This is a genomic window from Albimonas marina (genome assembly GCF_029223255.1).
Lineage (GTDB): Bacteria > Pseudomonadota > Alphaproteobacteria > Rhodobacterales > Rhodobacteraceae > Albimonas.
Window position 1 is genome coordinate 87,389 of the sequence record NZ_JARHUC010000006.1, and the last position, 26,060, is coordinate 113,448.

General features: G+C 71.2%; 19 protein-coding genes and 3 tRNA genes. 11 read left to right on the top strand and 11 right to left on the bottom strand.

Features of this window, described 5'->3' with window-relative positions; genetic code table 11:
• Positions 1 to 37: 37 nt before the first annotated feature.
• Together P2H44_RS16905 and P2H44_RS16910 are read right to left on the bottom strand one after the other, a co-directional pair.
• Positions 38 to 526: a DUF4112 domain-containing protein gene (locus P2H44_RS16905; protein WP_275765233.1), complete on the bottom strand. Its 489-nt coding sequence runs from the start codon at positions 524 to 526 to the stop codon at positions 38 to 40.
• Positions 527 to 570: 44 nt separating this feature from the next.
• On the bottom strand, positions 571 to 729 hold the full coding sequence (locus P2H44_RS16910) for a YqaE/Pmp3 family membrane protein (protein ID WP_275765234.1): 159 nt from the start codon (positions 727 to 729) through the stop codon (positions 571 to 573).
• A gap of 326 nt (positions 730 to 1,055) precedes the next feature.
• On the opposite strand from P2H44_RS16910, the gene P2H44_RS16915 reads away from it, so the two are divergent.
• The 3 genes from P2H44_RS16915 (at position 1,056) to P2H44_RS16925 (ending at position 4,038) form a co-directional block, all read left to right on the top strand.
• A tRNA-Leu gene (locus P2H44_RS16915) sits at positions 1,056 to 1,140 on the top strand.
• Between the two features lie 43 nt (positions 1,141 to 1,183).
• Positions 1,184 to 2,533 carry a trigger factor gene (tig, locus tag P2H44_RS16920; RefSeq protein WP_275765236.1) on the top strand — a complete coding sequence of 450 codons (1,350 nt, stop codon included), beginning with the start codon at positions 1,184 to 1,186 and terminating at the stop codon, positions 2,531 to 2,533.
• Between the two features lie 449 nt (positions 2,534 to 2,982).
• Positions 2,983 to 4,038 carry a hypothetical protein gene (locus P2H44_RS16925; protein ID WP_275765238.1) on the top strand — a complete coding sequence of 352 codons (1,056 nt, stop codon included), beginning with the start codon at positions 2,983 to 2,985 and terminating at the stop codon, positions 4,036 to 4,038.
• 382 nt (positions 4,039 to 4,420) lie between these two features.
• Here P2H44_RS16925 and P2H44_RS16930 read toward each other — a convergent pair whose 3' ends face one another.
• Positions 4,421 to 7,672 (bottom strand): nidogen-like domain-containing protein, encoded by a 3,252-nt coding sequence (locus P2H44_RS16930; RefSeq protein ID WP_275765240.1) that lies wholly within the window; start codon positions 7,670 to 7,672, stop codon positions 4,421 to 4,423.
• A 406-nt stretch (positions 7,673 to 8,078) separates the two neighbouring features.
• Between P2H44_RS16930 and P2H44_RS16935 the strand changes: the two genes are divergently transcribed.
• The 8 genes from P2H44_RS16935 to P2H44_RS16970 all read left to right on the top strand — a co-directional run bounded on the left by P2H44_RS16935 (position 8,079) and on the right by P2H44_RS16970 (position 17,550).
• The gene (locus P2H44_RS16935) at positions 8,079 to 8,711 is read left to right on the top strand and encodes an ATP-dependent Clp protease proteolytic subunit (protein WP_275765241.1); all 633 of its coding nucleotides are present in this window, start codon (positions 8,079 to 8,081) and stop codon (positions 8,709 to 8,711) included.
• 252 nt (positions 8,712 to 8,963) lie between these two features.
• Positions 8,964 to 10,235, top strand: coding sequence for an ATP-dependent Clp protease ATP-binding subunit ClpX (gene clpX, locus P2H44_RS16940; protein ID WP_275765242.1), 1,272 nt, complete (start codon positions 8,964 to 8,966; stop codon positions 10,233 to 10,235).
• A 219-nt stretch (positions 10,236 to 10,454) separates the two neighbouring features.
• Positions 10,455 to 11,147: a hypothetical protein gene (locus P2H44_RS16945; RefSeq protein ID WP_275765243.1), complete on the top strand. Its 693-nt coding sequence runs from the start codon at positions 10,455 to 10,457 to the stop codon at positions 11,145 to 11,147.
• 165 nt (positions 11,148 to 11,312) lie between these two features.
• Positions 11,313 to 13,733: an endopeptidase La gene (gene lon, locus P2H44_RS16950; RefSeq protein ID WP_275765244.1), complete on the top strand. Its 2,421-nt coding sequence runs from the start codon at positions 11,313 to 11,315 to the stop codon at positions 13,731 to 13,733.
• Positions 13,734 to 13,883: 150 nt separating this feature from the next.
• Complete coding sequence (locus P2H44_RS16955) at positions 13,884 to 14,855, top strand: acyltransferase family protein (RefSeq protein WP_275765245.1); 972 nt, start codon at positions 13,884 to 13,886, stop codon at positions 14,853 to 14,855.
• A gap of 72 nt (positions 14,856 to 14,927) precedes the next feature.
• Entirely contained in the window at positions 14,928 to 15,485 is a 558-nt protein-coding gene (locus P2H44_RS16960) for an amino acid synthesis family protein (RefSeq protein WP_275765246.1), read from the top strand.
• A gap of 171 nt (positions 15,486 to 15,656) precedes the next feature.
• Positions 15,657 to 15,732: transfer RNA gene (locus P2H44_RS16965), tRNA-Val, on the top strand.
• 168 nt (positions 15,733 to 15,900) lie between these two features.
• Positions 15,901 to 17,550 (top strand): CTP synthase, encoded by a 1,650-nt coding sequence (locus P2H44_RS16970; protein WP_275765247.1) that lies wholly within the window; start codon positions 15,901 to 15,903, stop codon positions 17,548 to 17,550.
• A 130-nt stretch (positions 17,551 to 17,680) separates the two neighbouring features.
• On the opposite strand, the gene P2H44_RS16975 is transcribed toward P2H44_RS16970, so the two are convergent.
• The 8 genes from P2H44_RS16975 to P2H44_RS17010 form a co-directional block, all read right to left on the bottom strand.
• Positions 17,681 to 19,480 (bottom strand): tetratricopeptide repeat protein, encoded by a 1,800-nt coding sequence (locus P2H44_RS16975; RefSeq protein ID WP_275765248.1) that lies wholly within the window; start codon positions 19,478 to 19,480, stop codon positions 17,681 to 17,683.
• A 189-nt stretch (positions 19,481 to 19,669) separates the two neighbouring features.
• Positions 19,670 to 20,845, bottom strand: a complete 1,176-nt coding sequence (locus tag P2H44_RS16980; protein ID WP_275765249.1) for an acyl-CoA dehydrogenase family protein — start codon at positions 20,843 to 20,845, stop codon at positions 19,670 to 19,672.
• A gap of 115 nt (positions 20,846 to 20,960) precedes the next feature.
• Positions 20,961 to 21,875, bottom strand: coding sequence for an SDR family NAD(P)-dependent oxidoreductase (locus P2H44_RS16985; protein WP_275765250.1), 915 nt, complete (start codon positions 21,873 to 21,875; stop codon positions 20,961 to 20,963).
• A 25-nt stretch (positions 21,876 to 21,900) separates the two neighbouring features.
• Positions 21,901 to 22,719: an SDR family oxidoreductase gene (locus P2H44_RS16990; protein WP_275765252.1), complete on the bottom strand. Its 819-nt coding sequence runs from the start codon at positions 22,717 to 22,719 to the stop codon at positions 21,901 to 21,903.
• A 269-nt stretch (positions 22,720 to 22,988) separates the two neighbouring features.
• On the bottom strand, positions 22,989 to 24,422 hold the full coding sequence (locus P2H44_RS16995; protein WP_275765253.1) for an NAD-dependent succinate-semialdehyde dehydrogenase: 1,434 nt from the start codon (positions 24,420 to 24,422) through the stop codon (positions 22,989 to 22,991).
• Between the two features lie 139 nt (positions 24,423 to 24,561).
• A tRNA-Ile gene (locus tag P2H44_RS17000) sits at positions 24,562 to 24,637 on the bottom strand.
• Positions 24,638 to 24,742: 105 nt separating this feature from the next.
• Positions 24,743 to 25,537, bottom strand: coding sequence for an FAD binding domain-containing protein (locus tag P2H44_RS17005; protein ID WP_275765254.1), 795 nt, complete (start codon positions 25,535 to 25,537; stop codon positions 24,743 to 24,745).
• Between the two features lie 13 nt (positions 25,538 to 25,550).
• A complete protein-coding gene (locus P2H44_RS17010; RefSeq protein ID WP_275765255.1) occupies positions 25,551 to 26,039 on the bottom strand; it encodes a (2Fe-2S)-binding protein in 489 nt (162 codons plus the stop codon).
• Between the last annotated feature and the right edge of the window lie 21 nt (positions 26,040 to 26,060).

The window sequence follows — 26,060 nt, forward strand, 5'->3', positions numbered from 1 at the left end:
CAAGGCGCGGCGACCGGCGGCCGCCGCGCGAAAGGGCTCAGAGCGCGGCGGAACGCGTCTCGAAATGCTCGCGCAGCAGGGCTGCGTTGCGGCGGTTGGCCTTGAAGGCGAAGTCCAGCAGGTCGCCCAGCAGCGGCACCGCGCCCACGATCGCGTCCAGCGCGACGTTGCCCGCCATGCGCAGCAGCAGCGGCATCGGCAGGCCGACCTTCCAGCCCGTGTAGACCACGTAGCCCGAGACCAGCAGCCCCGCGCCGTCGCCCACGCCGGGGATCAGCCCCAGCAGCCCGTCGAGGCCGAAGCGGAAGTCGGTCAGGGGCAGGCGGAAGCGGCTGTCCATCCACTTGGCGGCGAGCTCCGCGCGGCGCAGCACCTCCTCCTCCTCGGTGGTCAGGGCCGAGCCCGACAGGGGCTCCCCCGCCGCCGCCGAGGCGAAGCGGGCGCGCTCGGCGGCGCGCAGGTGGTCGCGGTCGCCGTCCGCCGCGGGATCGAGCGGCTTTCCGTCCAGAACGGTCTCGTGTCGCATGGCTGTTCGTCTCCTCGCCCGGGCGGCGTCCGCCCGGATGGCCCTCAGCGCCGTGCGATGATCCACACGGCATGCACGATGCCGGGGATGTAGCCGCAAAGCGTCAGCAGGATGTTGACCCAGAACTGCAGACCGATGCCCACCTGGAGGAACACGCCCAGGGGCGGCAGCAGGATCGACAGGATGATGCGGATCAGGTCCATCGGTGTTTCTCTCCGGTTGCGGTCGGCGCCGCGCCCGCATTCCCGCAGGACGGCGCCGCAACCTGCCAGCTAGGTCGGAAGCCGGGGCCCGGCGAGCAATGAGGCGCAATGACCCCGGTTGCGGCGGCGCGATGGCGAAGCGGCGGCGCCCGCCGGGCGTGCGCCTCGGCCCCCGCCCGCGCCCGCCGCCCCCGCCGCCCGTCGCTCCCGGTCCGCCGCGCTCGGGCCGGACCGGTCGGAAACCCGCCGATCAGGACTCGCGCCCCGCGCGGAACCCTGATAGTCACCCCCCGAATCCGCGCCGGCCCCGGCCGGCGGCGGCCGCTGCGGGCGTGGTGGAACCGGTAGACACGCGAGATTTAGGTTCTCGTGCCGCAAGGCGTGGGGGTTCAAGTCCCTCCGCCCGCACCACGCCTCCGCGAGCGGCCGAGACGAAGCTGGAGCAGGACGTAAAATGCAGGTCGTCGAAACCAAGTCCGAAGGTCTGAGCCGCGCCTATGCGATGACGCTGCCCGCGTCGGCGCTCGCGGCGAAGATGAACGAGAAGCTCGAGGCCGCCCGCGAGGAGGTCCAGATGAAGGGCTTCCGCAAGGGCAAGGCCCCGCTGCCGCTGCTCAAGAAGATGTTCGGCAAGTCCCTGCTGGGCGAGATCGTGCAGGAGACGGTCGACGGCGCCATCCGCGATCACTTCGAGCAGACCGGCGACCGTCCGGCCCTGCAGCCCGACGTGAAGGTCACCAACCAGGACTTCGACGAGGGCGACGACCTCCACCTCGAGCTGGCCTACGACAAGCTGCCCGACATCGAGGAGCCCGACTTCTCCAAGATCGCGCTCGAGAAGCCGGTCGCGGTGGTCGAGGACGCCGACGTCGACGAGGCGCTGGCCAAGCTCGCCGAGGGCGCGCAGACCTTCGAGCCCCGCGAGGAGGGCGCGGCCCTGGAGGAGGGCGACCAGCTCACCTTCGACTTCGTGGGCAAGGTCGACGGCGAGCCCTTCGAGGGCGGTTCGGCCGAGGACTTCCAGCTGGTGATCGGCTCCGGCCAGTTCATCCCCGGCTTCGAGCCGCAGCTGGTCGGCATCAAGGCCGGCGAGACCAAGGACGTGACCGTCACGTTCCCCGAGGACTACCAGGCCGAGCACCTGGCGGGCAAAGAGGCGGTGTTCACCTGCACCGCCAAGACCGTCGCCGCGCCGAAGACCGCCGAGATCGACGACGAGCTGGCCAAGCAGTTCGGCTCCGACGACCTCGCCGGCCTGAAGGAGCAGGTGCGCGAGCAGCTGGCCAACGAGTACGGCGTCGCCTCGCGCGCGCTGGTCAAGCGCAAGCTGCTCGACGCGCTGGACGAGGCCGTCAGCTTCGACCTGCCCGCCTCGCTGCTCGACGTCGAGGCCCAGCAGATCGCCCACCAGCTGTGGCACGAGGAGCACCCCGAGGTGCAGGGCCACAACCATGACGCCATCGAGCCGACGGAGGAGCACAAGAAGCTCGCCGCCCGCCGCGTGCGCCTGGGCCTGCTGCTGGCCGAGACCGGCACCAAGCACGAGATCCAGGTCTCCGAGCAGGAGATCATGCAGCGGATCGTGCGCCAGGCGCAGCAGATGAACGTGCCCCCGCAGGCGTTCTTCGAGTACGTGAAGCAGAACGAGGGCGCGATGCAGCAGATCCGTGCGCCCCTGTTCGAGGACAAGGTCGTCGACTACATCCTCGAGCTCGCGCAGATCACCGAGGTCTCCGTCTCCAAGGATGAGCTCCAGTCCCGCCTCGAGGCGATGGACGCCGAGGACGAGACCGCCGCGGCCTGATCCGCCGCCTCCGCGGCGACCGACCTGCTTCGACGGCCCGCCCCTCCGGCGGGCCGTTTTGCGTTTCGGCGCCGCCCGTTCGTCCGCGCTTCGCCGCCGGGCGGCAGCGGCGAGGCCCGCCCCGGCGGGTCAGGATCGACCGCCGGGACCTTCCTGCCGGCGCGCGTCGGACGGTCGGGCCCGGAGGCGCCCTGCGGGCGGGCTTGGGCCCGTCGCGGGCGGGCGCGCCCGGACGCCCGAAGGGATCGCGGGGCGCGGACAGCCTGGCGCTCGGCCTGCGCAACCCGGGCGGGATGCCTGCCCGGGCGTCGCTCGCGCGCCGCAGGTCGGCGCGCGTCGCGCTCCGGGACGAGGTTCGGGGGTTGCCCGGGCGCGAAACCCCTTATGCTGGACCGACGCGCCATTCCGCCGCCGCCGCCCTCGGGCGGATCCGCAGAGGGGGACGCCCTGTGAGCGACCGACCGAACCCGCCGCGCCGCCCTGAGCCCCGCCGCGCCGTCGGCCCGCGGCTCGTCCGCCTGTCCGCCATGGGCCTCGCCGCGCTGGGCCTGCTGGCCGTGGAGGCCGCGCCCGCCGCCGGGCAGACCGCCGCTTCCGTCCGCAAGGCCGTGCGCCAGGCCGCGCGGCAGGGCGACTTCGGCAAGGAGGTGCTGGGCCTGACCGGCTTCGCCGCCCTGCCGGGGGTGAACGCGTCGAGCTTCACCATCTCCAACGGCGCCGGCGCCGGCGACACCGAGTTGGGCCGCTTCGCCGCCTCGCCCAAGCACCGCTTCCGCGACACCGAGCTGCTGGGCGGGGACCTCTACGCCGAGGGCACGCTGAGCTGGTTCACCGCCTCCACCGACTACGGCCCGTTCTTCGCGGGCACCCGGTTCGAGGCCTCGCCCCGCAACCGCATCGACGCCTGGACCGCGATGGGCGGCCTGGGCGTCGCCTACGACCTGACGCCCCGGCTCTCGGTCACCCCGATCCTGACCGCGGGCTGGGGCATGGTGCAGGACGACACGACCTTCGTGGGCCCCGGCGCCGCGCGGCTCGACAAGGCGACGGACGACCTGCTGTTCAACTGGGACGTGCAGGAGCTGCTCTACGGTCCGGCCCTGCGGCTGGACCACGTGACCGCGATCCCCGGCGACGTGAACGTCACCACCACCGGGCGGGTCAACTACGTCTACGGCTCCACCTACTCCGCCTCGAGCCGGGTGCTGGAGGGGGACGTGAGCTTCGCGGTGATGTCGCTGCACGGCGAGCTCGACGGGCCCACCCGCCACTCGGTCTTCGGGCGGGAGCTGCGCTGGATCCTCTTCGGCGCCGGCACCTGGATCGAGGGCGAGGGCGCCCGGGCGCTGGGGGTCGACTGGATCTCGGAGTTCGGCCTCGGGCTGGAGCTGGTGGACCGCGAGGCGGTCCCCGAGATCGGCCTCGAAGGCGCCAGCCTGCGCCTCTCGGTCATCACCGGCGACAACGTCTTCGGCTGGAGCATCGGCGGCGGCCTGGAGTTCTGAGCAGACCGGCGCCACGCCGGCCGGCGGTCCCGACGGAGCCGCCGCAAGCGCCCGTCGATCCACCGAAATCCTTCGGCCGGCCAGCGGCAGTCCGCCGGACGGCGACCGGCATCCCTGCCGCCGACCCGTCGCAATCCTCCCGCCGACGAGCCGCATTCCGTCGGCCGCGCCCCCCGAGATTCCCCGGCGGTCCTGCCGCGATCCGCGACACACTCGTCTGCAATCCGTCCGGCGCCAAACCTTTCGCCGCCGCGCCGCCCGCTTCTGCGCCTTGGCACGTTGGGGCGGCCCGGCTGCGGGACGGCGCTGAAACTCCCGCAACAGGCTCGCGAGCGCCCGCCCGGCCCGCGGGCGGGTCGGTCCCTGCGGACGCCCGGGGGCTTCAGCCGAAGAGGAAGTCGCCGCGTCCCAGGTCGTCGGCGTCGGCGTCGAGGATCTTGAACTCTCCCTTTCCGTAGTCGACCACCACGTGCTTGCGGTGCTGGTCGATGTCCAGGTCGCGGAAGCCCGCGCCCTTCACGTCGATGACGAAGCGGTCCTTGCCGTCCTCCCAGCCCCTGACCACGTCGCGGCCGTCGGCGCGGGCGAACTCGATCCGGTCGCGCCCGGCGCCGGCGATCAGCAGGTCGTCGCCCTTGCCGCCCTCGAGCCGGTCGTCGCCCGAGCCGCCGCGCAGGACGTCCTTGCCGGCGCCCCCGCTCAGCACGTCGTCGCCGCCGTCGCCCGAAAGGTCGTCGTTGCCCGCGCCGCCCTCCAGCTTGTCGCGCGCGCCGCCGCCCGAGAGGCGGTCGCGATCCTCGCCGCCCGCGAGCCGGTCCTTGCCGTCGCCGCCCTCCAGCCGGTCGCGGCCGGCGCCGCCCAGCAGCCGGTCGTCGCCCTTGCCGCCCAGCAGGCGGTCGTCGCCGCGCCCGCCGTCCATGCGGTTGTCGCCCGGGTCGCCCTTGATCCGGTCGTCCTTGCGCCCGCCCTCGGCGTCGTCGTCGAGGATCGCGGTGCGCGCCCGCGTGTCCTCCCCGAGCACGCCGCCCGTGGCGGAGGTCAGGCGGATCGCCAGCAGCTCGTCCGCCTCGGCGACACGGTCGCCCGCCACCGCGATCTCCAGCGTGCGGGAGGCCTCGTCGGCCTCGAAATCGACCCGGCCGGTCAGCTTCGCCACGTCCAGGTCGCCGCCGCCGACCTTGCCGTCGCCGGTCAGGATCTCGTAGCGGACCGAGCCGGCCTCGGCCGTGTCGCCGGTGCGCGCGACGGTGAACCGGGCCAGGCTTTCGCCGCGGTCGCCCTCCCGCATCGCGTCGCGTTTCGCCACGACCGCGAAGATCGAGCCGACGTCGCCGTCGTCGTTCAGCACCGTCGCGGTGCGGGACGAGGCGAGCACCGCCACCCCCGCGGCGCCCGTGGAGATCGCGACCGTCACCGTCTCGTCCAGCTCCGCGACCTCGTCCGAGGCGATCTCGACCGAGATCGTCTTCGTCGTCTCCCCGTCCTCGAAGCGCACGAAACCGTCGCCCGAGAGCAGGTCCGCCGTGCCCGAGACCGTGTAGTTCACCCGCAGCGCGCCCGAGACGTCGCCGCCGCGGGTCACCGCGAAGTCGACGAGGATCGAGCCCGCGTCCCCCTCCGCCGGGTCGTTGCCGGTGCGCGACAGCAGCAGGGTGGTCGTGGGCGTCGGCGCATCCGTGGGGGCGGTCGCGACGGCGGTTTCGGCGCCCGAGACGCCCTTGGCGCCCGAGGCGAAGTTCAGGTCGCCGGTCAGGGCGATGTCGAGGATCGCGGCCTCCAGCGCGGCGGCGTCGGCGATGCCCGCCGCCTCGGCCTGCGCCCGCGCCCAGGCGACCAGGTCCTCGGGCAGGGAGTCGAGCGTCACGGCCGCGCCGGGGAAGCTGCGGTCGGTGTAGTCCTCGGTCGTCTCGCCCTTGCGGTAGTCGAGCAGGGAGGTCGCGGTCTTCACCCGCCAGCCGTCGGCGAAATCGCCGTAGAGCAGGTCGAAATCCACCGGCAGCAGCAGGGGCGCGCCGTTCAGCTGCAGATCGTTGTCCGGGTTCCCGTCGAGGTCGCCCAGCAGCCCGCGGGTCGAGCCCGCGGCGCGCCCCTCGTCGAGGAAGACCTGCACGTTGAGGTTCGTCTCGAACAGCTCCACCCGGATCTGTTCGCCGTCGGCCTGGACGATCGTGTAGACGCCGTCGTTGAGATAGACCTTGCCGTCGCCCACGCTCAGCGGGCCGTCGCCCTCGCGCAGGCGAACGGCCTCGCCGTCGACCCACAGCGCCTCGGCCCGGTGCAGGTCGACGGTGACGCGGGCCTCGCCCAGCCGCACGCCCACCTGGCTGATCACCGAGACGGCGTCGGTCAGCGCCTCGGTCCGCACGTGGACCTTGAGCGGGTCGTCGGCGCCGACGCCGCGCACCAGCACGAACTCGCCCACCGCCTGGAAGTCGTAGCCCAGCCCGTCGAGCGTGGTCAGGTGCGGGTCGCCCCACAGCCGCGCGCCGAACGGGGGCGGGGGCGGGGGCAGGGCGTCGTCGTCCAGAACCTCGACGCGGGCGCGATCCTCGACGATCACGACGGGGGAGGAATCGGAGAGGTTGCGCGCCGCGGTCAGGCGCAGCTCGACCACCTCGTCGCGCTCCATCTCCAGGTCGCCGCGCACCTTCAGCTCCACCGTCGCCTCCGAGGCGCCGGCGGCGAAGGTCGCCGTGCCGCTGCGCGGCAGCAGGCCCGTCACGTCGTCCGAGCTCAGCGCCCGGCCCGTGCCGGTGTCGCCGCGCAGGGTCCAGTCGACCGCGATCTCGGACGAGAGGTCGCCGAAGCGGGTCACCACGAAGGTCACGGTCGTCTCGCCCGCATCGCCCTCGACCACGCTCTCGGGGGCGGAGACGGAGACGGCGGAGGCAATTTCGCCGTCGCGCACCTCCCAGTACCACACGCCCGGGGTCCCGGTGTTGCCGGCCGTCGCGTCGAGCGCCAGCATCGCGGCCTGGTCGCCCGAGCGGGGGAGCTCGAAGAACGTCTCCCCGTCGCCCGCGGTCCAGCCGGCGCGGGCGGGGGCGCCGCCCAGCCCCCCCTCGCCGCCCGAGGCGTCGCCCGTGGTCCAGGAGACGTTCTCGTAGCGGAACATGATGTTGAAGTCGCCGGCCGCCCGCCCGTCCTGCCCCGAGGCGTCCTCGAGGATGAGCTGGAAGGCGTTGGTGCGGGTCACGTCCGCCTCGTAGAAGCCGACGTCGTCCCAGGTGGCGGTGAAGCGGCCCGTCGTCTCGTCGACGTCCCACCACACCCGGTTCGCGCCCGAGGAGGTTCCCCCCGGGCTCGCCCCTGTCTCGCCGCCGCGCGTGTCGACGTCGGCGAAGAAGGGGAACAGGCCCGCGGTCTCTCCGGCGGTGATGGCGAAGGGCGTGAAGCTGGTCAGCGGCGCGGCGAAGGTGACGTTGCCGTTCGTGTTCACGAACAGGCCCGAATAGGTCCGCCCGAAGAAGCTCAGGCCGTCGCCGAACAGGGCGGAGAGGTCGATGAAGGGGGAGTGGCCGTCGTCCAGACGCTCGACCGCGGTCTCCCCGAAGCCGGCGTCGCCGCCCAGTCCGTCCATCAGCACGCCGCCCGCCAGCGCGTCCGCGTCCTCGATCAGGGTGGAGCCCGCCATGGCCCGCCTCCTCGCACAGCCAACCGATCGCCGCAGGGGCCCGAAGCCCGCCGCGGCGCGCCCGTCGGCGGCGGCCTGCCGCGCCCGGATCGCCCCCGCCGTCTAGCGGGCCATCGCATAACGATCTGTTAAAGCCGCCCCGTCATGCTGTCCGCGAGAATGACCGGAGGATGAACGCCTCGCCGGGCGGGCCTCGCCTGGCCGTGCAGCTCCGCGCGGCCGGCCCGCATCGGCGCCCCGGGCTCGGCTCCGGGGCGCCCTTGAAGCGGGTCGGTCGAGCGCATAGGACTTCTAGGCGAGCTTCTTTTCAGCCCTCGCCGCGCCCCCGTCCGGGTCCGCGCGACGGCCCCCGACCTGACCCCGCCGCCCGTTCCGCGCGGCGCGCCCCACCCGAAAGGCCGATCTCATGAAGGACCCCGTCGAGCATTACATGAACACCCTGGTCCCGATGGTGGTCGAGCAGACCGCCCGGGGCGAGCGCGCCTACGACATCTTCTCGCGCCTGCTGAAGGAGCGGATCATCTTCGTCTCGGGCCCCGTCCACGACGGCATGTCGACGCTGATCGTCGCGCAGCTGCTGTTCCTCGAGGCGGAGAATCCCAAGAAGGAGATCTCGATGTACATCAACTCCCCGGGCGGGGTGGTGACGTCGGGGCTCTCGATCTACGACACGATGCAGTACATCCGCCCGAAGGTCTCGACGCTCTGCGTGGGGCAGGCGGCCTCGATGGGCTCGCTGCTGCTGACCGCGGGCGAGAAGGGGATGCGCTTCTCGCTGCCCAACAGCCGGGTGATGGTCCACCAGCCCTCCGGCGGCTACCAGGGCCAGGCGACCGACATCCTGATCCACGCGCGCGAGACCGAGGCGCTGAAGCGTCGCCTCAACGAGATCTACGTGCGCCACACCGGCCAGGACTACGAGACGGTCGAGGCCGCGCTGGAGCGCGACAACTTCATGTCGCCGGAGACGGCCAAGGACTGGGGCCTGATCGACGAGATCGTGACCAGCCGGGCCGAGCCGGAGGCCCCCTCGGCCTGAGGGCCGCGGCGCAGGGGCTCCGCCCGCGCGGGGCCCCCGAAAAACACGCGGCGCGCCGCCGCAAGCGACCACGGGATCACGGTTTCGTCGTCGCCGCAGGTCGGAAATGCACGGGCTTCGCCCTTGCCTCGGCCGCCGCGGCGTGCAGGAATGGGAGAAACGCCGGGATTCGCGGCCTGAGAGCTAGCGATCCCTTAAGGTTCGAGGCCCTACGGTGACCCCGTGGCGCGGACCGCGGGGCGGGAGAACTGGATGACCAAGCCGACCGGACAGGACTCGAAGAACACGCTCTACTGCTCTTTCTGCGGAAAGAGCCAGCATGAGGTCCGCAAGCTGATCGCGGGCCCCACCGTGTTCATCTGCGACGAGTGCGTGGAGCTGTGCATGGACATCATCCGGGAGGAGACGAAGACCTCCCTGGTGAAATCGTCCGACGGCGTGCCCACGCCCACCGAGATCTGCCAGGTGCTCGACGACTACGTGATCGGCCAGCAGGTGGCCAAGCGCGTGCTGTCGGTCGCCGTCCACAACCACTACAAACGCCTCAACCACGCCCAGAAGCAGCAGGACGTGGAGCTGGCGAAGTCGAACATCCTGCTGATCGGTCCGACCGGTTGCGGCAAGACTCTGCTCGCGCAGACGCTCGCCCGCATCCTCGACGTGCCGTTCACGATGGCCGACGCGACGACCCTGACCGAGGCCGGCTACGTCGGCGAGGATGTCGAGAACATCATCCTCAAGCTGCTCCAGTCCGCCGACTACAACGTCGAGCGGGCGCAGCGCGGGATCGTGTACATCGACGAGGTCGACAAGATCAGCCGCAAGTCGGACAACCCCTCGATCACCCGCGACGTGTCGGGCGAGGGCGTCCAGCAGGCGCTTCTGAAGATCATGGAGGGCACCGTGGCCTCCGTCCCGCCCCAGGGCGGCCGGAAGCATCCCCAGCAGGAGTTCCTGCAGGTGGACACCACGAACATCCTCTTCATCTGCGGCGGCGCCTTCGCGGGCCTCGACCGGATCATCTCCCAGCGCGGCAAGGGCTCGGCGATGGGCTTCGGGGCGGAGGTCCGCTCCGAGGACGACCGCCGCATCGGCGACGTGCTGATGGATCTCGAGCCCGAGGACCTGCTGAAGTTCGGCCTGATCCCCGAGTTCGTGGGCCGTCTGCCGGTGATCGCGACCCTGAAGGACCTCGACGAGGCCGCCCTGGTCCAGATCCTGGCCGAGCCGAAGAACGCGCTGGTGAAGCAGTACCAGCGCCTGTTCGAGATGGAGGAGGTGAAGCTCACCTTCACCGACGCCGCCCTGTCGTCGATCGCCCGCAAGGCGATCGAGCGCAAGACCGGCGCCCGCGGCCTCCGCTCGATCCTGGAGAACGTGCTGCTCGACACCATGTTCGACCTGCCCGGCTCCGAGGGCGTGGAAGAGGTGGTGGTCAACGACGAGGTCGTCGAGGGCCGCGCCAAGCCGCTGCTGATCTACGCGGACAAGCAGGACAAGGACGCCAAGGTCTCGGCCTCCTGAGCCCTCCGCCACGGCCGACGTTTCGACGGGAGCGCCCCATGGGGCGCTCCCGTTTCGTTTGGGTGGCCGGACGGGCTTGCGGTCCCGACGCTCGCCCGGGGTTCGACGCCTAGGGCCGTCGCGCCCCGGATCCGGCCGCGTCTGCGCGCGCCTGCCGGCTCTTGCGGCGGAGGCGGCGGCTGGAGAGAGTGCGGCTCCTGCATTCCCGCAAGGCTTTCCATGCCCCTCATTTCCCTCGACGATCCGCTCTGGTCGCGCCTCTACGGCCCCTATGGCGTTCAGGACGTCCCCGGCGATCTCCGCGCCCTCCAAGAACAGTGGACGCCCGAGGTCGCCGAGCGCCTGCTGTGGGAGCGGCTGCATCATCAAGGCGACCTCTACCCCGCGACCTGGGCCGCGATCCCCTGGCTTTGGGAAATGCGGGAGGCCGGAGGCGAGACGCTGGCGCATTTCTTCGCGACCGTGCTGCAGGGCGCGAGAGAGCCGGACGCGCCCGGGTCCGACCTGCGCGGCCTCACCCTCGACGAGGCCGACCACCAGTTCGCGTGGCTGCCGGAGGACGACCGCCTCCGCGAGGCGGACGAGCCGCGGCTCGCGGCCCTCGCCGAGACCTTCGCGGAACTGGAGCGGGACCTGGACGCGCTGTGCCTCGCGTGGGCAGGCCGGACGGAGGACCCGTACCTGCGCGCCCTGCTCCTGGCCGGCTGCGCCGCCTCGCGCGGCTCCTATACGGCGGCGGAGGCGCTGGAGCTTCATGGCGACGGGCTCTCCGCCGAGGAGGTCGCGGAGGAGGTCCCGCAGCCCGACGCAAGGGAGCGCGCCGTCGCCCTGGAGCTCGCCCGCGCCGTGGAGACGCAGGCGCCCGAGCTCGCCGCCTTCCTTCGCGACCTGCGGGCCGAGGATTCATGCTGATCGGCCTGGACGCCCCCGCCCCGCGACCTTCGACTCCTTGATTCCGGGCCCTTCGCGCTCCACCTTCACGGTTCGTCGGGCCGCGTCTCGCGGGCGACGACTCCCTCCCGGGATCCCCCCGTCGCCGCTGGCCGGGACCGGGCGATCCGCCGAAAAGGAAGAACCATGTCCGAGACCTCCACGAGCGCCCCTCCCACCGGCAAGGTCACCCTTCCGGTCCTGCCGCTGCGCGACATCGTGGTCTTCCCCCACATGATCGTCCCGCTCTTCGTCGGCCGCGACAAATCCGTGCGCGCGCTGGAAGAGGTGATGCGGACCGACAAGTCGATCCTGCTCGCCTCCCAGACCGATCCCGGCGAGGACGACCCGGACGAGAACGACATCTACCGCGCCGGCGTCGTGGCCAACGTGCTGCAGCTGCTGAAGCTGCCCGACGGCACCGTGAAGGTGCTGGTCGAGGGCCAGCATCGCGCGCGCATCACCGGCTTCTCCGGCTCCGACCCGTATTTCGAGGCGACCGCCGAGCTGCTCGAGGAGGAGATCGGCGACGCCGCCGCCGTCGAGGCGCTGACCCGCTCGCTCGCCGACGAGTTCGAGAAATACGTCAAGCTCAACAAGTCCGTGCCGGACGAGGCGCTGGGCTCGATCTCCGAGGTCGAGAACCCCTCCCGTCTCGCCGACACCATCGCCGGCCACCTCTCGGTCAAGCTCTCTGAGAAGCAGGCCCTCCTGGAGACGCTGTCGGTCGAGCAGCGGCTGGAGAAGATCTATGGCCTGATCCAGGGCGAGATCTCGGTGCTCAAGGTCGAGAAGAAGATCAAGAGCCGGGTCAAGACCCAGATGGAGAAGACCCAGCGCGAGTACTACCTCAACGAGCAGATGAAGGCGATCCAGCGCGAGCTCGGCGAGGGCGAGGACGGCCGCGACGAGATCGGCGAGTACGAGGACCGGATCGAGAAGACCAAGCTCTCGTCCGAGGCCAAGGACAAGGCGATGGCCGAGCTCAAGAAGCTCCGCCAGATGGCGCCGATGTCCGCCGAATCCACCGTCGTGCGCAACTACCTCGACTGGATGCTGTCCATCCCGTGGGGCAAGCGCACCCGCGTGAAGAAGGACCTCAACAACGCCCAGAAGATCCTGGACGACGACCACTACGGCCTCGAGAAGGTCAAGGAGCGGATCGTCGAGTTCCTGGCCGTGCAGCAGCGCAGCCAGAAGCTGAAGGGTCCGATCCTGTGCCTCGTCGGCCCTCCGGGCGTCGGCAAGACCAGCTTGGGCAAGTCCGTCGCCAAGGCCACGGGGCGCGAGTTCATCCGCATCTCGCTCGGCGGCGTCCGGGACGAGGCGGAGATCCGCGGCCACCGTCGGACCTACATCGGCTCGATGCCCGGCAAGATCATCCAGTCGATGAAGAAGGCGAAGTCGGTCAACCCGCTGATCCTGCTCGACGAGATCGACAAGATGGGCCAGGACTTCCGCGGCGACCCGGCCTCGGCGATGCTCGAGGTGCTGGATCCGGAGCAGAACGCGACCTTCATGGACCACTATCTGGAGGTCGAGTACGACCTCTCGAACGTGCTGTTCCTGACCACGGCGAACTCCTACAACATGCCCCGGCCCCTGCTGGACCGCATGGAGATCATCTCGATCAGCGGCTACACCGAGGACGAGAAGCTGGAGATCGCCAAGCGTCACCTGCTGCCCAAGCAGATGAAGGCGCACGGGCTGAAGCCGTCCGAATACGCGATCGACGACGAGGCCCTGCTGGAGATCGTGCGCCGCTACACCCGTGAGGCGGGCGTGCGCAACCTCGAGCGGGAGCTCGCCAAGACCTGCCGCAAGGCGATCACCGAGATCGTGAAGGACGGCGCCAAGTCGGTCCACGTCACGGTCGCCAAGATCGCCGATCACCTGGGCGTGCCGCGCTTCAAGTACGGCCTCGCCGAGGAGGAGGACCAGATCGGCGTCGTCACCGGCCTCGCCTGGACCGAGGTCGGCGGCGACCTGCTGTCGATCGAGGCGCTGAAGCTGCCGGGCAAGGGCCGGATGAAGACCACCGGCAAGCTCGGCGACGTGATGAAGGAGTCGATCGACGCGGCCGCGTCCTACGTGCGGTCGAAGTCGGTGGACCTCGGCGTGAAGCCGCCGGTGTTCGAGAAGATCGACATCCACGTGCACGTGCCCGACGGCGCGACGCCCAAGGACGGTCCCTCGGCCGGCCTCGCGATGGTGACCGCCATCGTCTCGGTGCTGACCGGCATCCCGGTGCGCAAGGACATCGCCATGACCGGCGAGGTCAGCCTGCGCGGCAACGCGATGCCGATCGGCGGCCTGAAGGAGAAGCTGCTGGCGGCCCTGCGGGGCGGCATCAAGACGGTGCTGATCCCCAAGGAGAACGTGAAGGACCTGCCGGACATCCCCGACAACGTGAAGACGGGGCTGGAGATCATCCCGGTCGAGTCGGTCTCCGAGGTCCTCAAGCACGCGCTGACCCGTCAGCCCGAGCCGACCGAGTGGACCGAGGCCGAGGCCGAGGCCGCCTCCCGCGCGGCCGAGGTCCCCACGGCCGAGGTCCGCGCCCACTGATCCAGGCCGCCTGACGGCCCCTGAACCCGCGACGCCCCGCCCCCGCAAGGAGGCGGGGCGTTCGCTTTCAGCCCGCCGCCGCCCTGCCGCCGCTCGACCTCGCCGGCCGGCTCGGCCAGAGTCGCTCCCGGGCGCGGGCAGGGGAGCGGCATGAGCGAGCGGATCGGCTGGATCGACGCGGCCAAGGGCATCGGCATCCTGCTGGTGGTCCTCGGCCATGCCGAGCGCGGCCTGCGGTCCGCCGGCCTCCTCTCCGACCCCGGCTGGGCGCTGGCCGACTACTTGCTCTACAGCTTCCACATGCCCCTGTTCATGGCGCTGGCGGGGATGAGCGTGCCGGCCTCGCTGGGTCGTCCCGGCTTCGTGCGGCGCAAGGCGGGGCGGCTGCTGCACCCCTATCTCGTCTGGTCGCTGATCCAGGGCGGCGTCGCGGTGGCGCTGGCGGGGATGACCAACGGGCAGGCGACGGTCGCCGACCTGCTGGCGATCCCCTGGCGGCCGATCTCGCCCTTCTGGTTCCTCTACGCGCTCTTCGTCTACATGCTGGTCGCGGCCGTGGCGCCGCTGGACCGCCGGCTGGGCTTGGCGGCGCTGACGATCTTCGCGCTGAGCCCCCTCCTCTCCGTCGAGTTCCCCTTCCGCCTCGCCTACTTCTTCCTGTTCTTCGTCCTGGGCGCCCTTGCGCGGCCGCGCACCCTGCCGCTCTGGGTCGTGCCGGCGGGCTTCGCGGTCTGCTTCGGCTGGGCCGGGGCCATGCTGGGGGCGGGGCTGGTGCAGGTCCAGGCGGGGTCGGCGCTGGGACTGTCCTACCACTCGCCCCTCCTGCTGCCCTCGGCGCTGGCGGGGATGCTGGCGACGCTGGCGCTGGCCCAGCGGCTCGACCTGGGCTGGCTGCGGATGCTGGGGCGGCGCTCGCTCTCGATCTTCGTGATGCACATCCTCGCGCTGGCGGGGCTGCGCATCGCCCTCCAGAAAGGCGCGGGGATCGAGGATCCGGCGATCCTGCTGCCCGTGGTCCTCGTCGGCGGCGTGCTGCTGCCGCTCGGCGCCGACGCCCTCCTGCGCCGGCTGGGGCTGGCGCGCTGGCTGGGCCTCGGCGGTCCGCGCCCCGACGCCGCCTGAGCCGCCGGCTTGTGGCGGCGGCGGCCACGCGGCAAGCTCCGCCCATCCAACCGCCTGACGGAGGCTTCGCCGATGACCGCCCTTCCCCCGATCCGCAAGCGCCTGCTGCTGCGCGAGACGGTCGTCGCCGACGCCCACGGCCGGGCCTGCGATCCGATCACCCGCGTCGCCGCCATCGCGGTGGTGGCCAATCCCTTCGCCGGCCGGTTCGAGCAGGACCTGACCCCGCTGTTCGAGCTCGCCCGCAAGCTGGGCCCCGAGATGGCCGAGGAGGCCGTCGCCGCCCTCGCCGGCCCGCCCGTCAGCTACGGCAAGGCGGCCCTGGTGGGCGTGGCGGGCGACATGGAGCATGGCGGCGCCCTGATCCACCCCCGCCTCGGCGCGCCGATGCGCGCGGCGGCCGGCGGCGGGGCGGCGCTGATCCCCTCCAACGCCAAGATCGGGGCGGCGGGGGCCGTGCTCGACGTGCCGCTGGGCCACAAGGACGAGGCCTGGTCCTTCGCCCATTTCGACACGCTGACCGTCTGCGTGGCCGACGCGCCGCTGCCGAACGAGATCCTCTTCGTCGCCGCCTTCGCCGACGGCGGCCGCCCGCACCCGCGAGTCGGCACGGGGCCGATGACCGACTGACGCGCGCCGGGCCTGCGGGCGGCGGGCGTCGCATCGCCGGCCGCCTGTCCCGGAACGGGGCGCCTGTGCAGACGGGCGTCTGCACGGATCGTGCACGCGGCCGCGGGGGCGCGGGGGCGCCTGCAAGCGGATTGACGCCCCGCGCCCCATCGCCTATCCCCTCGCGCGACCGGGCGGTTAGCTCAGCTGGCAGAGCGCCTCGTTTACACCGAGGATGTCGGCGGTTCGATCCCGTCACCGCCCACCATCGCCGGAGCGCCCGTGCTGGGGACCGGCTCATCTAAGGACACTCCACCTAGCGGCCGCCTTGTGGCGGGCCACGAAATGCTGTATTTCGTGAGTCCCGTGCATGAGGGACGGGCGCAGGCCTGCGCCCCTCCGGCCGTCGCAGGATCGACCACGGGAACCCGCTTACATGGCGCGCTTCATCTTCATCACCGGCGGCGTGGTTTCGTCGCTGGGCAAGGGCCTCGCATCCGCCGCTCTGGGGGCGCTGCTTCAGGCCCGCGGCTACTCGGTGCGGCTGCGCAAGCTCGACCCCTACCTCAACGTCGACCCGGGCACGATGAGCCCGTTCGAGCATGGCGAGGTCTTCGTCACCGACGACGGGGCCGAGACCGACCTCGACCTGGGTCACTACGAGCGCTTCACCGGCGTGCCCGCCCGCAAGACCGACTCGATCTCCTCGGGGCGCATCTACCAGAACGTCCTCGACAAGGAGCGGCGCGGCGACTACTTGGGCAAGACCATCCAGGTCATTCCCCACGTCACCAACGAAATCAAGGACTTCATCCGCATCGGCGAGGATGAGGTCGACTTCATGCTGTGCGAGATCGGCGGCACCGTCGGCGATATCGAGGGCCTGCCGTTCTTCGAGGCGATCCGCCAGTTCTCCCAGGAGAAGCCGGCGGGGGACTGCATCTTCATCCACCTCACCCTGCTGCCCTGGATCGCCGCGGCGGGCGAGCTGAAGACCAAGCCCACCCAGCACTCGGTGAAGGAGCTGCGCTCGATCGGCCTCGCGCCCGACCTGCTGGTCTGCCGCGCCCAGACGCCGATTCCCCCCAAGGAGCGCGAGAAGCTCGCCCTCTTCTGCAACGTGCGCCCCGAGCGGGTGATCGCGGCCCTCGACCTCAAGTCGATCTACGAGGCGCCGCTGGTCTATCACGAGGAAGGGCTGGACCAGGCCGTCCTCGACGCCTTCCGCATCTCCCCCGCCCCGCGCCCCGACCTGCGCAAGTGGCACGACGTGGCGGACGCGGTGCACAACCCCGACGGCGAGGTCCGCATCGCCATCGTGGGCAAGTACACGCAGCTCGAAGACGCCTACAAGTCGATCAACGAGGCGCTGACCCACGGCGGCATCGCCAACCGGGTGAAGGTTCGGGTGGAGTGGATCGACGCCGAGGTGTTCGAGGCCGACGACGCGCCCGCCAAGCTGGAAGGCTTCCACGGCATCCTCGTCCCCGGCGGGTTCGGCGAGCGCGGGACCGAGGGCAAGATCAACGCCGCCCGCTTCGCGCGCGAGCGCAAGGTGCCCTACCTGGGCATCTGCCTCGGCATGCAGATGGCGGTGATCGAGGCGGCGCGGAACCTGCTGGGGATCGAGAACGCCGGCTCCCAGGAGTTCGACCACGAGGCCAAGGACGGGACCGCCCGCTTCGAGCCGGTGATCTTCCACATGTCCGAGTGGGTCGAGGGCAACGAGACGGTGAAGCGCGAGGTCGGCGACGACAAGGGCGGCACCATGCGGCTGGGCGCCTACGACGCCGTGCTGACCCAGGGCAGCCGGGTGGCCGAGATCTACGGCGACACCGCCATCGCCGAGCGTCACCGCCACCGCTACGAGGTCGACATCAAGTACCGCGAGCGGCTGGAGTCCTGCGGCGTGTCCTTCTCGGGCCTCTCGCCCGACGGTCGCCTGCCGGAGATCATGGAGCTGCCCGACCACCCCTGGTTCGTGGGCGTGCAGTTCCACCCCGAGCTGAAGTCGAAGCCCTTCGACCCCCACCCCCTGTTCCGCAGCTTCGTCGAGGCCGCGGTGCGCCAGTCGCGCCTGGTCTGACGGCGCGACGCCGGCCCGGCCTTGTCAGCGGCCGGGCAGGGGCGCCGAGATGCGAAACGGCCCCGCGGGATCGCCCGCGGGGCCGTTTTCATGTCGCACGATTTGCCCCCTCCGCCGGAGGGAGCGGCGCTCACATGCGCAGCAGCATGTCCTTGGCCTTGGGCGCCTCGACGTTCTCGGGGTCCATCTCCAGGCCCAGCTCAAGCTGCTCGCGCGCCTCTTCCTCGCGGCCGCGGGCCAGCAGGATGTAGCCGTAGTGGTAGCGGATCTCGCCCACGTCGGGCAGGGCCAGCACCGCCTTCTCCATCAGCTTCTCGGCCTCGCCCAGCGAGCCGACCTTGTAGAGCACGTAGCCCAGCGTGTGCGTCACCGCCGGGTTGTCGGGCTGAAGCTGCGAGGCGCGGCGCGCGTAGGTCAGCGCCTCCTGGTCCTTGCCCAGGCGCGAGAGCACCAGCGCCAGGTTGTTCATGGCCGCCCAGTTGTCGGGCTGGCGCTCGGCCACCTGGCGGTAGAACTGGGCGGCGGGGCCGTCCATGCCCGCGCGGTCCAGCAGGGTGGCGTAGATGAAGCGGTCGGGAACGCTGTTGGGCTCCAGCCGCAGCAGCCGCTCGCCCAGGCGCACCGCGTCCTCGTCGTGGCCCAGGTCCCGCGCGGCGATGGCGGCCAGGCGCAGCAGCACCGGCTCGGACGGGTGCAGCTCCAGCCCCGCCTGGGTCGTCTCGAGCACGCCCTGGAGTTCGCCCGCGTCGCGCTGGTTCATCGCCAGCCGGATGAAGCCGCCCACGTCGTCTGGGAAGTCCTCGGTCGCGCGCACCAGCGTCTCGCGCTCGCGCTCGGTCTGGCCGGCGGCGTCGTAGGCGGCGGCGAGCGAGGCGAGGGAGCGGGGGTCGGCCCCGTCGCGCGCGATCGTCCCCTCCAGCACCTCGGCGGCGGCCGCGGGCTCGCCCGTCGACAGCAGCACGGCGGCGTAGCGCTGCTCGAGCCGGCCGGGGGCGGCGGCCATCGCGATGGCACGGTTGAAGGTCTCCTTCGCCGTTGCGACCTCGCCCATGGCGAGCTGCGTCTCGGCGATCTGCATCACCGGCACGGGCGACTCCGGCGCCTGCTTGGCCAGCGTCTCGAAGATGTCGAGCGCCTGGCGATAGCCGGCGGTCGCGCGCAGGGCGATGCCCAGGCCCAGCTGGTTGGCGGGGTTGTCGGGATCGACGTCGATGGCGAAGCGGAACTGGCGCACGGCGGCGTCGCCGCGGCCCTGGCCCAGCATCGCGTCGCCCAGCACCCGCTGCACGGCGCTGTCGACGTTGCGGTCGCGCTGCCAGGGCGAGAGGGTGGCGATCGCCTTGTCGTAGTCTCCGCGGGCGTTGTAGAGGTTCGCGAGGTTCACGCGCACGCCCGGCGTCTCGGTCTCGGGCGCCTTGGCGACGAAGGCCTCGTACTGCGCGATCGCCTCGTCGTAGCGGCCCAGCCCTTCGTAGACCCGGCCCAGACGCTCGCGCGCGGGCAGCATGTCGGGGGCGAGCTCCACCGCCTTCTCCAGCGCCTCGCGGGCCTCCTCGGGCTTGTCCATGCCCATCAGCAGGACGGCGCGGTTGACGTGCGGCGCGGGCTGGTTGGGGTCGAGCCGGACGGCCATGTCCAGCTCCTCCATCGCGCCCTCGACGTCGCCCTTGCGGGCCAGGATCGCGCCCAGCACCTCGTGCGCCTTGGGCGAGGACGGGTCGAAGCGAAGGTAGTTCCGGGCGACCTTCTCGGCCCCGTCGTAGTCCCCCTTGGCGTAGAGGGCGACGGCCTGGTTCAGCGCCTGCTCGGTCTGCTGCTGCTCGAGGAACGGGTCCATCGAGGCGGCCTGCGCCGGCGCTCCCGGCCCCGTCGCTGCGGCGGCGGCCGCGAGGATGGCGACGGCCGAAAGTCGGCTGGCGATGCGCTTCATGAAGTCACCCTGTCCGGTCTCAAAGGTCGGCCGCCACTCCCCATCGGCGACCTTCCCTCTGGATACACCCCCGGGCGCCCACGCTTCAAGGGATCGGCGTTCCCGATGGCGCGACCGCCGATCCCTTGACGCGAAAGGGGCGGACGCCTGCGCGCCCGCCCCCCTTGCTTCCGGTCGGTCCCGAAGGCCTCAGCGCAGCTCGGCGCGGCGCTTGACCAGGCCCTTGGCGATGGTGGTCTGCTGGATCTGGCTGGTGCCCTCGTAGATGCGCAGCAGGCGCACGTCGCGATACAGCCGCTCGATCGCGTACTCGGCCATGTAGCCGGCGCCGCCGAAGATCTGCACGCAGCGATCCGCGATGCGCCCCGCGGCCTCGGTGGTGAAGTACTTGGCGCAGGCGGCCTCCATCGGGGCCGCGCCCTTGGTGTCGTAGAGGGTGGCCGCCATGTGGGCGAGGCTGCGCATCGCGTAGATCTCGGTCTGGCAGTCGGCCAGCATCGCCTGGACGAGCTGATGCTCGGCGATGGGCTTCTCCATGGTCTTGCGGTCCATGGCGTAGTCGGTCGCCATGTCGAGCATCCGCTGCGCGGTGCCGGTCGCCATGCCGGAGATATGCACCCGGCCGCGGTCCAGCACCTTCATCGCGGTGACGAAGCCCTTCCCCTCGTTCGCCTCGCCGCCGACGATCGCCGAGGCGGGGATGCGCACGTTCTCGAAGATCACGTCGGCGGTCTTGGCGCCGCGCTGGCCCATCTTCTTGTCGGGCTTGGCGACCGTGATGCCGGGCGTGTCGGCGGGCACGATGAAGGCCGAGATGCCGCGCGCGCCCGAGATCTCGGGGTTCGAGCGGGCCATGACCGTGAACACCGTCGCGTAGGGCGCATTGGTGATGTAGCGCTTGGTGCCGTTGATGATGAAGTCATCCCCGTCCCGGCGCGCCGAGGTCTTGATGCGCGAGGCGTCGGAGCCGTAGTCGGGCTCGGTCAGCGCGAAGGCCGAGATCGCCTCGCCGGTGGCGAGCTTGGGCAGCCACTCCGCCTTCTGGGCGTCGGTCCCGTCCATCACGATGCCCTGGGAGCCGATGCCCACGGTGGTGCCGATCAGCGAGCGGAACACGAGGCTCGCGTAGCACAGCTCCTCGATCAGCTTCGCTTCCTGCAGGGTCGACAGGCCCAGGCCCCCGTGCTCCTCGGCGATCGAGATGCCGAACAGGCCCATCTCCTTCATCTCGGCGACGATGTCGGCCGGGATCTCGTCGGTCTCCTCGACGGTGGGTTCGGCGGGGATCAGCCGCTCGCGCACGAAGCGGCGAACGGTGTCGAGCAGGGCTTCGAAGATGTCGTCGTCGACGCCGGCGTTGGCCATGGCTGTCTCCTCGGTTCGGATGGGGCGCGTTGCGATGCGCCGGCGGCGGGCCGGCGCATGGGATCGCGTCCGCGGGGGACGGCCCGCCCCGGGAAGGGGCGGGCCGGGGCCGGGATCAGATGGGATCCCAGGTGAAGATGTCGCCGGAGCGGTCGAGATCGAAGAAGCTGCCCTTCAGGGCGGGCAGGGCGGTCTCGATCACGCTCTCGGGGGTCCAGCCCTCGGCGGTGTGGACCGAGCGGATCGGGCGCGGCTGCGACATCAGGAAGATCTCGTTGGCGCGCACGGCGAAGATCTGGCCGTTGGCGTCCTCGCCCTTGTCCGACAGCAGCGCGACGGCGAGCGGCGCGATCTTGGCGGTGGTCATGCGCTTCATCTTCTCGACGCGGGCGGCCTGCTCGGGCGTGTCCACGGGGATCGAGGCGATCATGCGCGACCATGCGAAGGGCGCGATGCAGTTCGAGCGGACGTTGAAGCGCTGCATGTCGAGCGCGATCGACTTCGACAGCGCCGCGATGCCCAGCTTCGCGGCCGAGTAGTTGGCCTGCCCGAAGTTGCCGATCAGGCCGGAGGTCGAGGTCATGTGCACGAAGGCGCCCGACTCCTGCTCCTTGAAGTGCGCGCCGGCGGCCTTGGACATGTAGTAGGCGCCGTAGAGGTGCACCTTGATCACCGCGTCCCACTCGGGCTCGGACATCTTGTGGAAGATGCGGTCGCGCAGGATGCCGGCGTTGTTGATCACGCCGTCGACGCGGCCGAACGTGTCCACGGCCTGCTGGATGATGGCGTTCGCGCTCGCGGGCTCGGCGACCGAGTCCATGTTGGGAACGGCCTCGCCGCCGGCGGCCTTGATCTCCTCGGCGACCTGCTTGGCGGGGCCGGCGTCGCCGCCCTCGCCCGAGACCGAGGCGCCGATGTCGTTGACCACGACCTTCGCGCCGGCCTTGGCGCAGGCCAGCGCCATGTCGCGGCCGATGCCGCCGCCCGCGCCGGTGACGACGACGACCTTGCCGTCCAGAAGTCCGCTCATCAGGGTTCTCCTTGGTCTTGTTGCGTCAGGCGTTCCGACGGGACACGTCGGAGCCGTAGTCGGACCCGCCCGCGACGGTCGAGCCGCCGTCGACGGGAATGATCGCGCTGGTCACGTATTTCGACAGGTCGGTCGAGAGCACCATCGCCATGTTGGCGCAGTCCTCGAGCCCGCCCATGACCCGCAGCGGCGTCTTCTCGATCAGGCGCTTGCGCGCCTCGTCGGTGTTGAACAGCCGGTCGACGCCCTCGGTCCCCGCGATGGGGCCGGGCACGATGCCGTTCACGCGGATGCCCACGGGCCCCCACTCCAGCGCCAGCGTCCGGATCAGCTGGTCGATGCCCGCCTTCGCCGCGCAGGCGTGGGCCTGGTACATGGTCGGCCGGGTCGACTGGGGCGCCGAGATCACGATCATCGAGCCGCCGGGCTTCGAGGTGTACTGATACCCCAGCCGCAGCACGTTGAAGGTGCCGTTCAGGTCGATGCCGATGACGGTGGCGAAGGCGTTGGGCGACATCTCGGCCGCCGGCGCCAGGAAGTTGCCCGCGGCGCCCGAGACCAGCACGTCGATGTCGCCGTAAGCCTCGTGGAAGGCCGCCAGCGCCGCCTCGACCGTCTCGGGCTTGCGCACGTCGCCGGCCATGCCGAAGGCGGGGCCGTCGCCCAGGCCCTTCAGCCGCTCGACCGCCGCGTCCACCTTCTCCTGGCTGCGCGAGAACACGCCCACGGTGGCGCCGTTGACCGCGAAGGCCTCGGCGATGCCCTGGTTGATTCCGCTGGTGCCGCCGGCCACGAATACCTTCCGGCCGGTAAAATCAAAGCGCGGGTCGCGGGTTATGGTCATTCGGTCCTCCCCTGGGGGGCGGGCGGCTCTGCTGGCCGGCCCGTCTGTCGGTTGGGCGCACTATCGCCGGGCGGGCGCCGGGGTGCAATGGCGATGCGTTCCGCTAGGCGACGCGCGGAGACCGCAAATTGTCGCGCGGGACTGGCCGCAGGTTGGCGCGCTCCGGCGCCCCGGGGGATCGTCGGAATCAACGACCGTGGAGGGGCGGAACGCGAAACGCCCGGCGGTCTCCCGCCGGGCGTTCCTTGCGCGTCGCGTCGCGTCCCGGCTCAGGCCAGGGTCGTGACGAACTTGGTCACCAGGTAGGGCTCGACCGCCTCGGCCCCGCCCTCGGAGCCGTAGCCCGAGTCCTTCACGCCGCCGAAGGGAACCTCGGGCAGGGCCAGGCCGATGTGGTTGATCGAGGTCATGCCCGCCTCGACCGCCACGCCCAGCTTCTGCGCCGTCGTGGACGAGCCGGTGTAGGCGTAGGACGCGAGGCCGAAGGGCAGGCGGTTCGCCTCCTCCACCACCTCGTCGAGGTCCTTGAAGCGGTTGATCACGGCGACGGGGCCGAAGGGCTCCTCGTTCATGATCCGGCTGTCGAGGGGCGCGCCCGCGATCACGGTGGGCTGGTAGAAGTTGCCCACGTTGCCGATGCGCTCGCCGCCGGTGGTGATCTCGGCGCCCTTCTCGCGGGCGTCCTGCACCATGCCGTCGATCGCCGGGATCCGGCGCTCGTTGGCCAGCGGCCCCATGGCGGTGTCCTTCTCGAGCCCGTTGCCCACCACGGTGGCGCCGTAGGCCGAGGTGAAGTCGGCCACGAACTTGTCGTAGACCTTCTCCTGCACCAGGAAGCGGGTCGGCGAGATGCAGACCTGCCCGGCGTTGCGGGTCTTGAAGGCGACCAGCTGCTTGGTGGCGGTCGCGAGGTCGGCGTCGTCGAAGACGATCGCCGGCGCGTGGCCGCCCAGCTCCATCGTGGCGCGCTTCATGTGCTGGCCGGCGAGGCCCGCCAGCATCTTGCCCACGGGGGTCGAGCCGGTGAAGGTGATCTTGCGGATCACCGGGTGCGGGATCAGGTACTCCGAGATCTCGGCGGGGACGCCGTAGACCAGGTTGATCACGCCCGCGGGGATGCCCGCGTCCTGGAAGGCCTTGATGAGCGCGGCCGGCGAGGCCGGGGTCTCCTCCGGCGCCTTCACGATGATCGAGCAGCCGGTGGCCAGCGCCGCCGACAGCTTGCGCACCACCTGGTTGATCGGGAAGTTCCAGGGCGTGAAGGCCGCGACGGGGCCGACGGGCAGCTTCATCGCCAGCTGCGTCACGCCCGGCGCGCGCGCGGGGATCAGCAGGCCGTAGGTGCGGCGGGCTTCCTCGGCGAACCAGTCGATGACGTCGGCGCCGGCCATGACCTCGCCCTTGGCCTCGACGAGCGGTTTGCCCTGCTCGCGGGTCATCATGTAGGCGATCTCGTCGGCGCGGGCGCGCAGGTTGTCGGCCGCCTTGCGCATCATCTTCGCGCGGTCATAGGCCGAGATGCCCGACCAGGTCGCGAAGCCGAGCTTCGCCGCCTTCAGCGCCGCGTCCAGGTCAGCCTTGGTGGCGTGCGCCACGCGGCCGATCACCTCGTCCGTGGCGGGATCGACCACGTCGATCCAGCGGTCCTCGACGCCGCCGCGCCATTCGCCGTCGATCAGCAGCTGCGTATCGGGATAGTTCATCGGGGGGTCCTCCCGGTTTCGGAGAGCAGGGCCGGCTGGCCGCCCGTCTGGGCGCGCTTGCAGGTCCTGAGGTAGGCGCCCGCTCCGTGCGCGCAACGCCTGACGGCGCGTCGCCGGACCGGGGAAAAGTCGGTCGCATTGGTAGGCCCGGCAGGATTCGAACCTGCAACCAAACCGTTATGAGCGGTCTGCTCTGACCGTTGAGCTACGGGCCCCCGCGGCGCGGCGTCCCTTCGATAGCCGCCGGGCCGCACGGGCGCAATGCATGGGAAACGGGTCATCGAGACCGGGCCGCCGGGGGGATCCGGCGGCCCGATGGATCAGGCGCAGGCCGCGACCGCGCGCTTGGTCAGCACCTTGATCAGGTGGGCGCGATACTCGGGCGTGGCGTGGATGTCGCCCATCAGCCCGTCGGCCGACACCGTCAGCCCGTCGACCGCGTCGGGCGAGAAGCTGCCGGCCAGGGCCGCCTCGGCCTCCTCCCAGTGGAAGACGCCGTTCTCGCCGGCGCCGGTCACCGCGACGCCCACCTTGTCGGCGAACTTCGCGACGAACACGCCCACCAGCGGGAAGCGCGAGGCCGGCTGCTCGAACTTCTGGTAGTTCGCGGCCTGGGGGATGGGGTAGCGGATCTCGGTGACGATCTCCCCTTCCTCGAGCGCCGTGGCGAACAGGCCCTGGAAGTAGTCGTCGGCCGCGATCTCCCGCGTGCCGTCCTTGCCGGCGGCGACGATGGTCGCCCCGCAGGCCAGCGCCGCCGAGGGATAGCAGGCGGCGGGATCGTTGTTGGCGATGCTGCCGCCCATGGTGCCGCGGTGGCGCACCGCGGGGTCGCCGATCTTGCCGGCGAGCGCCGCCAGCGCGGGGAAGTCGGTCTGGGCCGCGACCGCGCCGTGGGTGGTTGCGCCCTTCACGCTCAGCACCCCGCCGGAGGCCGAGATGCCGACCAGCTCCGGCAGGCCCGCGAGGCTCACCAGGCTGCCGGGCATCGCCAGGCGCTGCTTCAGGGTCGGGATCAGGGTCTGGCCGCCGCCCAGGGGCTGGGCCTCCTCGGCCTGCAGGGCCTCGATCGCCTCGGCCAGCGACTTGGGCTTCACGAACTCGAAGGCGTACATGTCCGCGTCTCCCTTACTCGGCCGCGACCTGCTCGCCGCGCAGGGTGGCGGCGGCGGCGAGGATCGACTTGACGATGTTGTGGTAGCCCGTGCAGCGGCAGAGGTTGCCCTCGAGGTAGTGGCGCACCTCGGCCTCGGACGGGTTGGGATTGTTCTTCAGCAGGTCGGCGGCGGTCATCACCATGCCGGGGGTGCAGAAACCGCACTGCAGGCCGTGGTTGTCCTGGAAGGCCTGCTGGATCACGCCCAGCGTGCCGTCCGGGTTCGCCATGCCCTCGATCGTCGTCACCTGGGCGTCCTCGGCCTCGGCGGCGAACATCGTGCAGGCCTTCACGCTCTCCCCGTTCACGTGCACCACGCAGGCGCCGCACTGGGAGGTGTCGCAGCCCACGTGGGTTCCGGTCAGGCCGAGCTGCTCGCGCAGGAAGCTGACCAGGAGGGTGCGCCCCTCCGCCTCGCCGGAAACGGTCTTGCCGTTCACCGTCATCGAAATCGTCGGCATCGCCGCGTTCTCCCCGTCTTG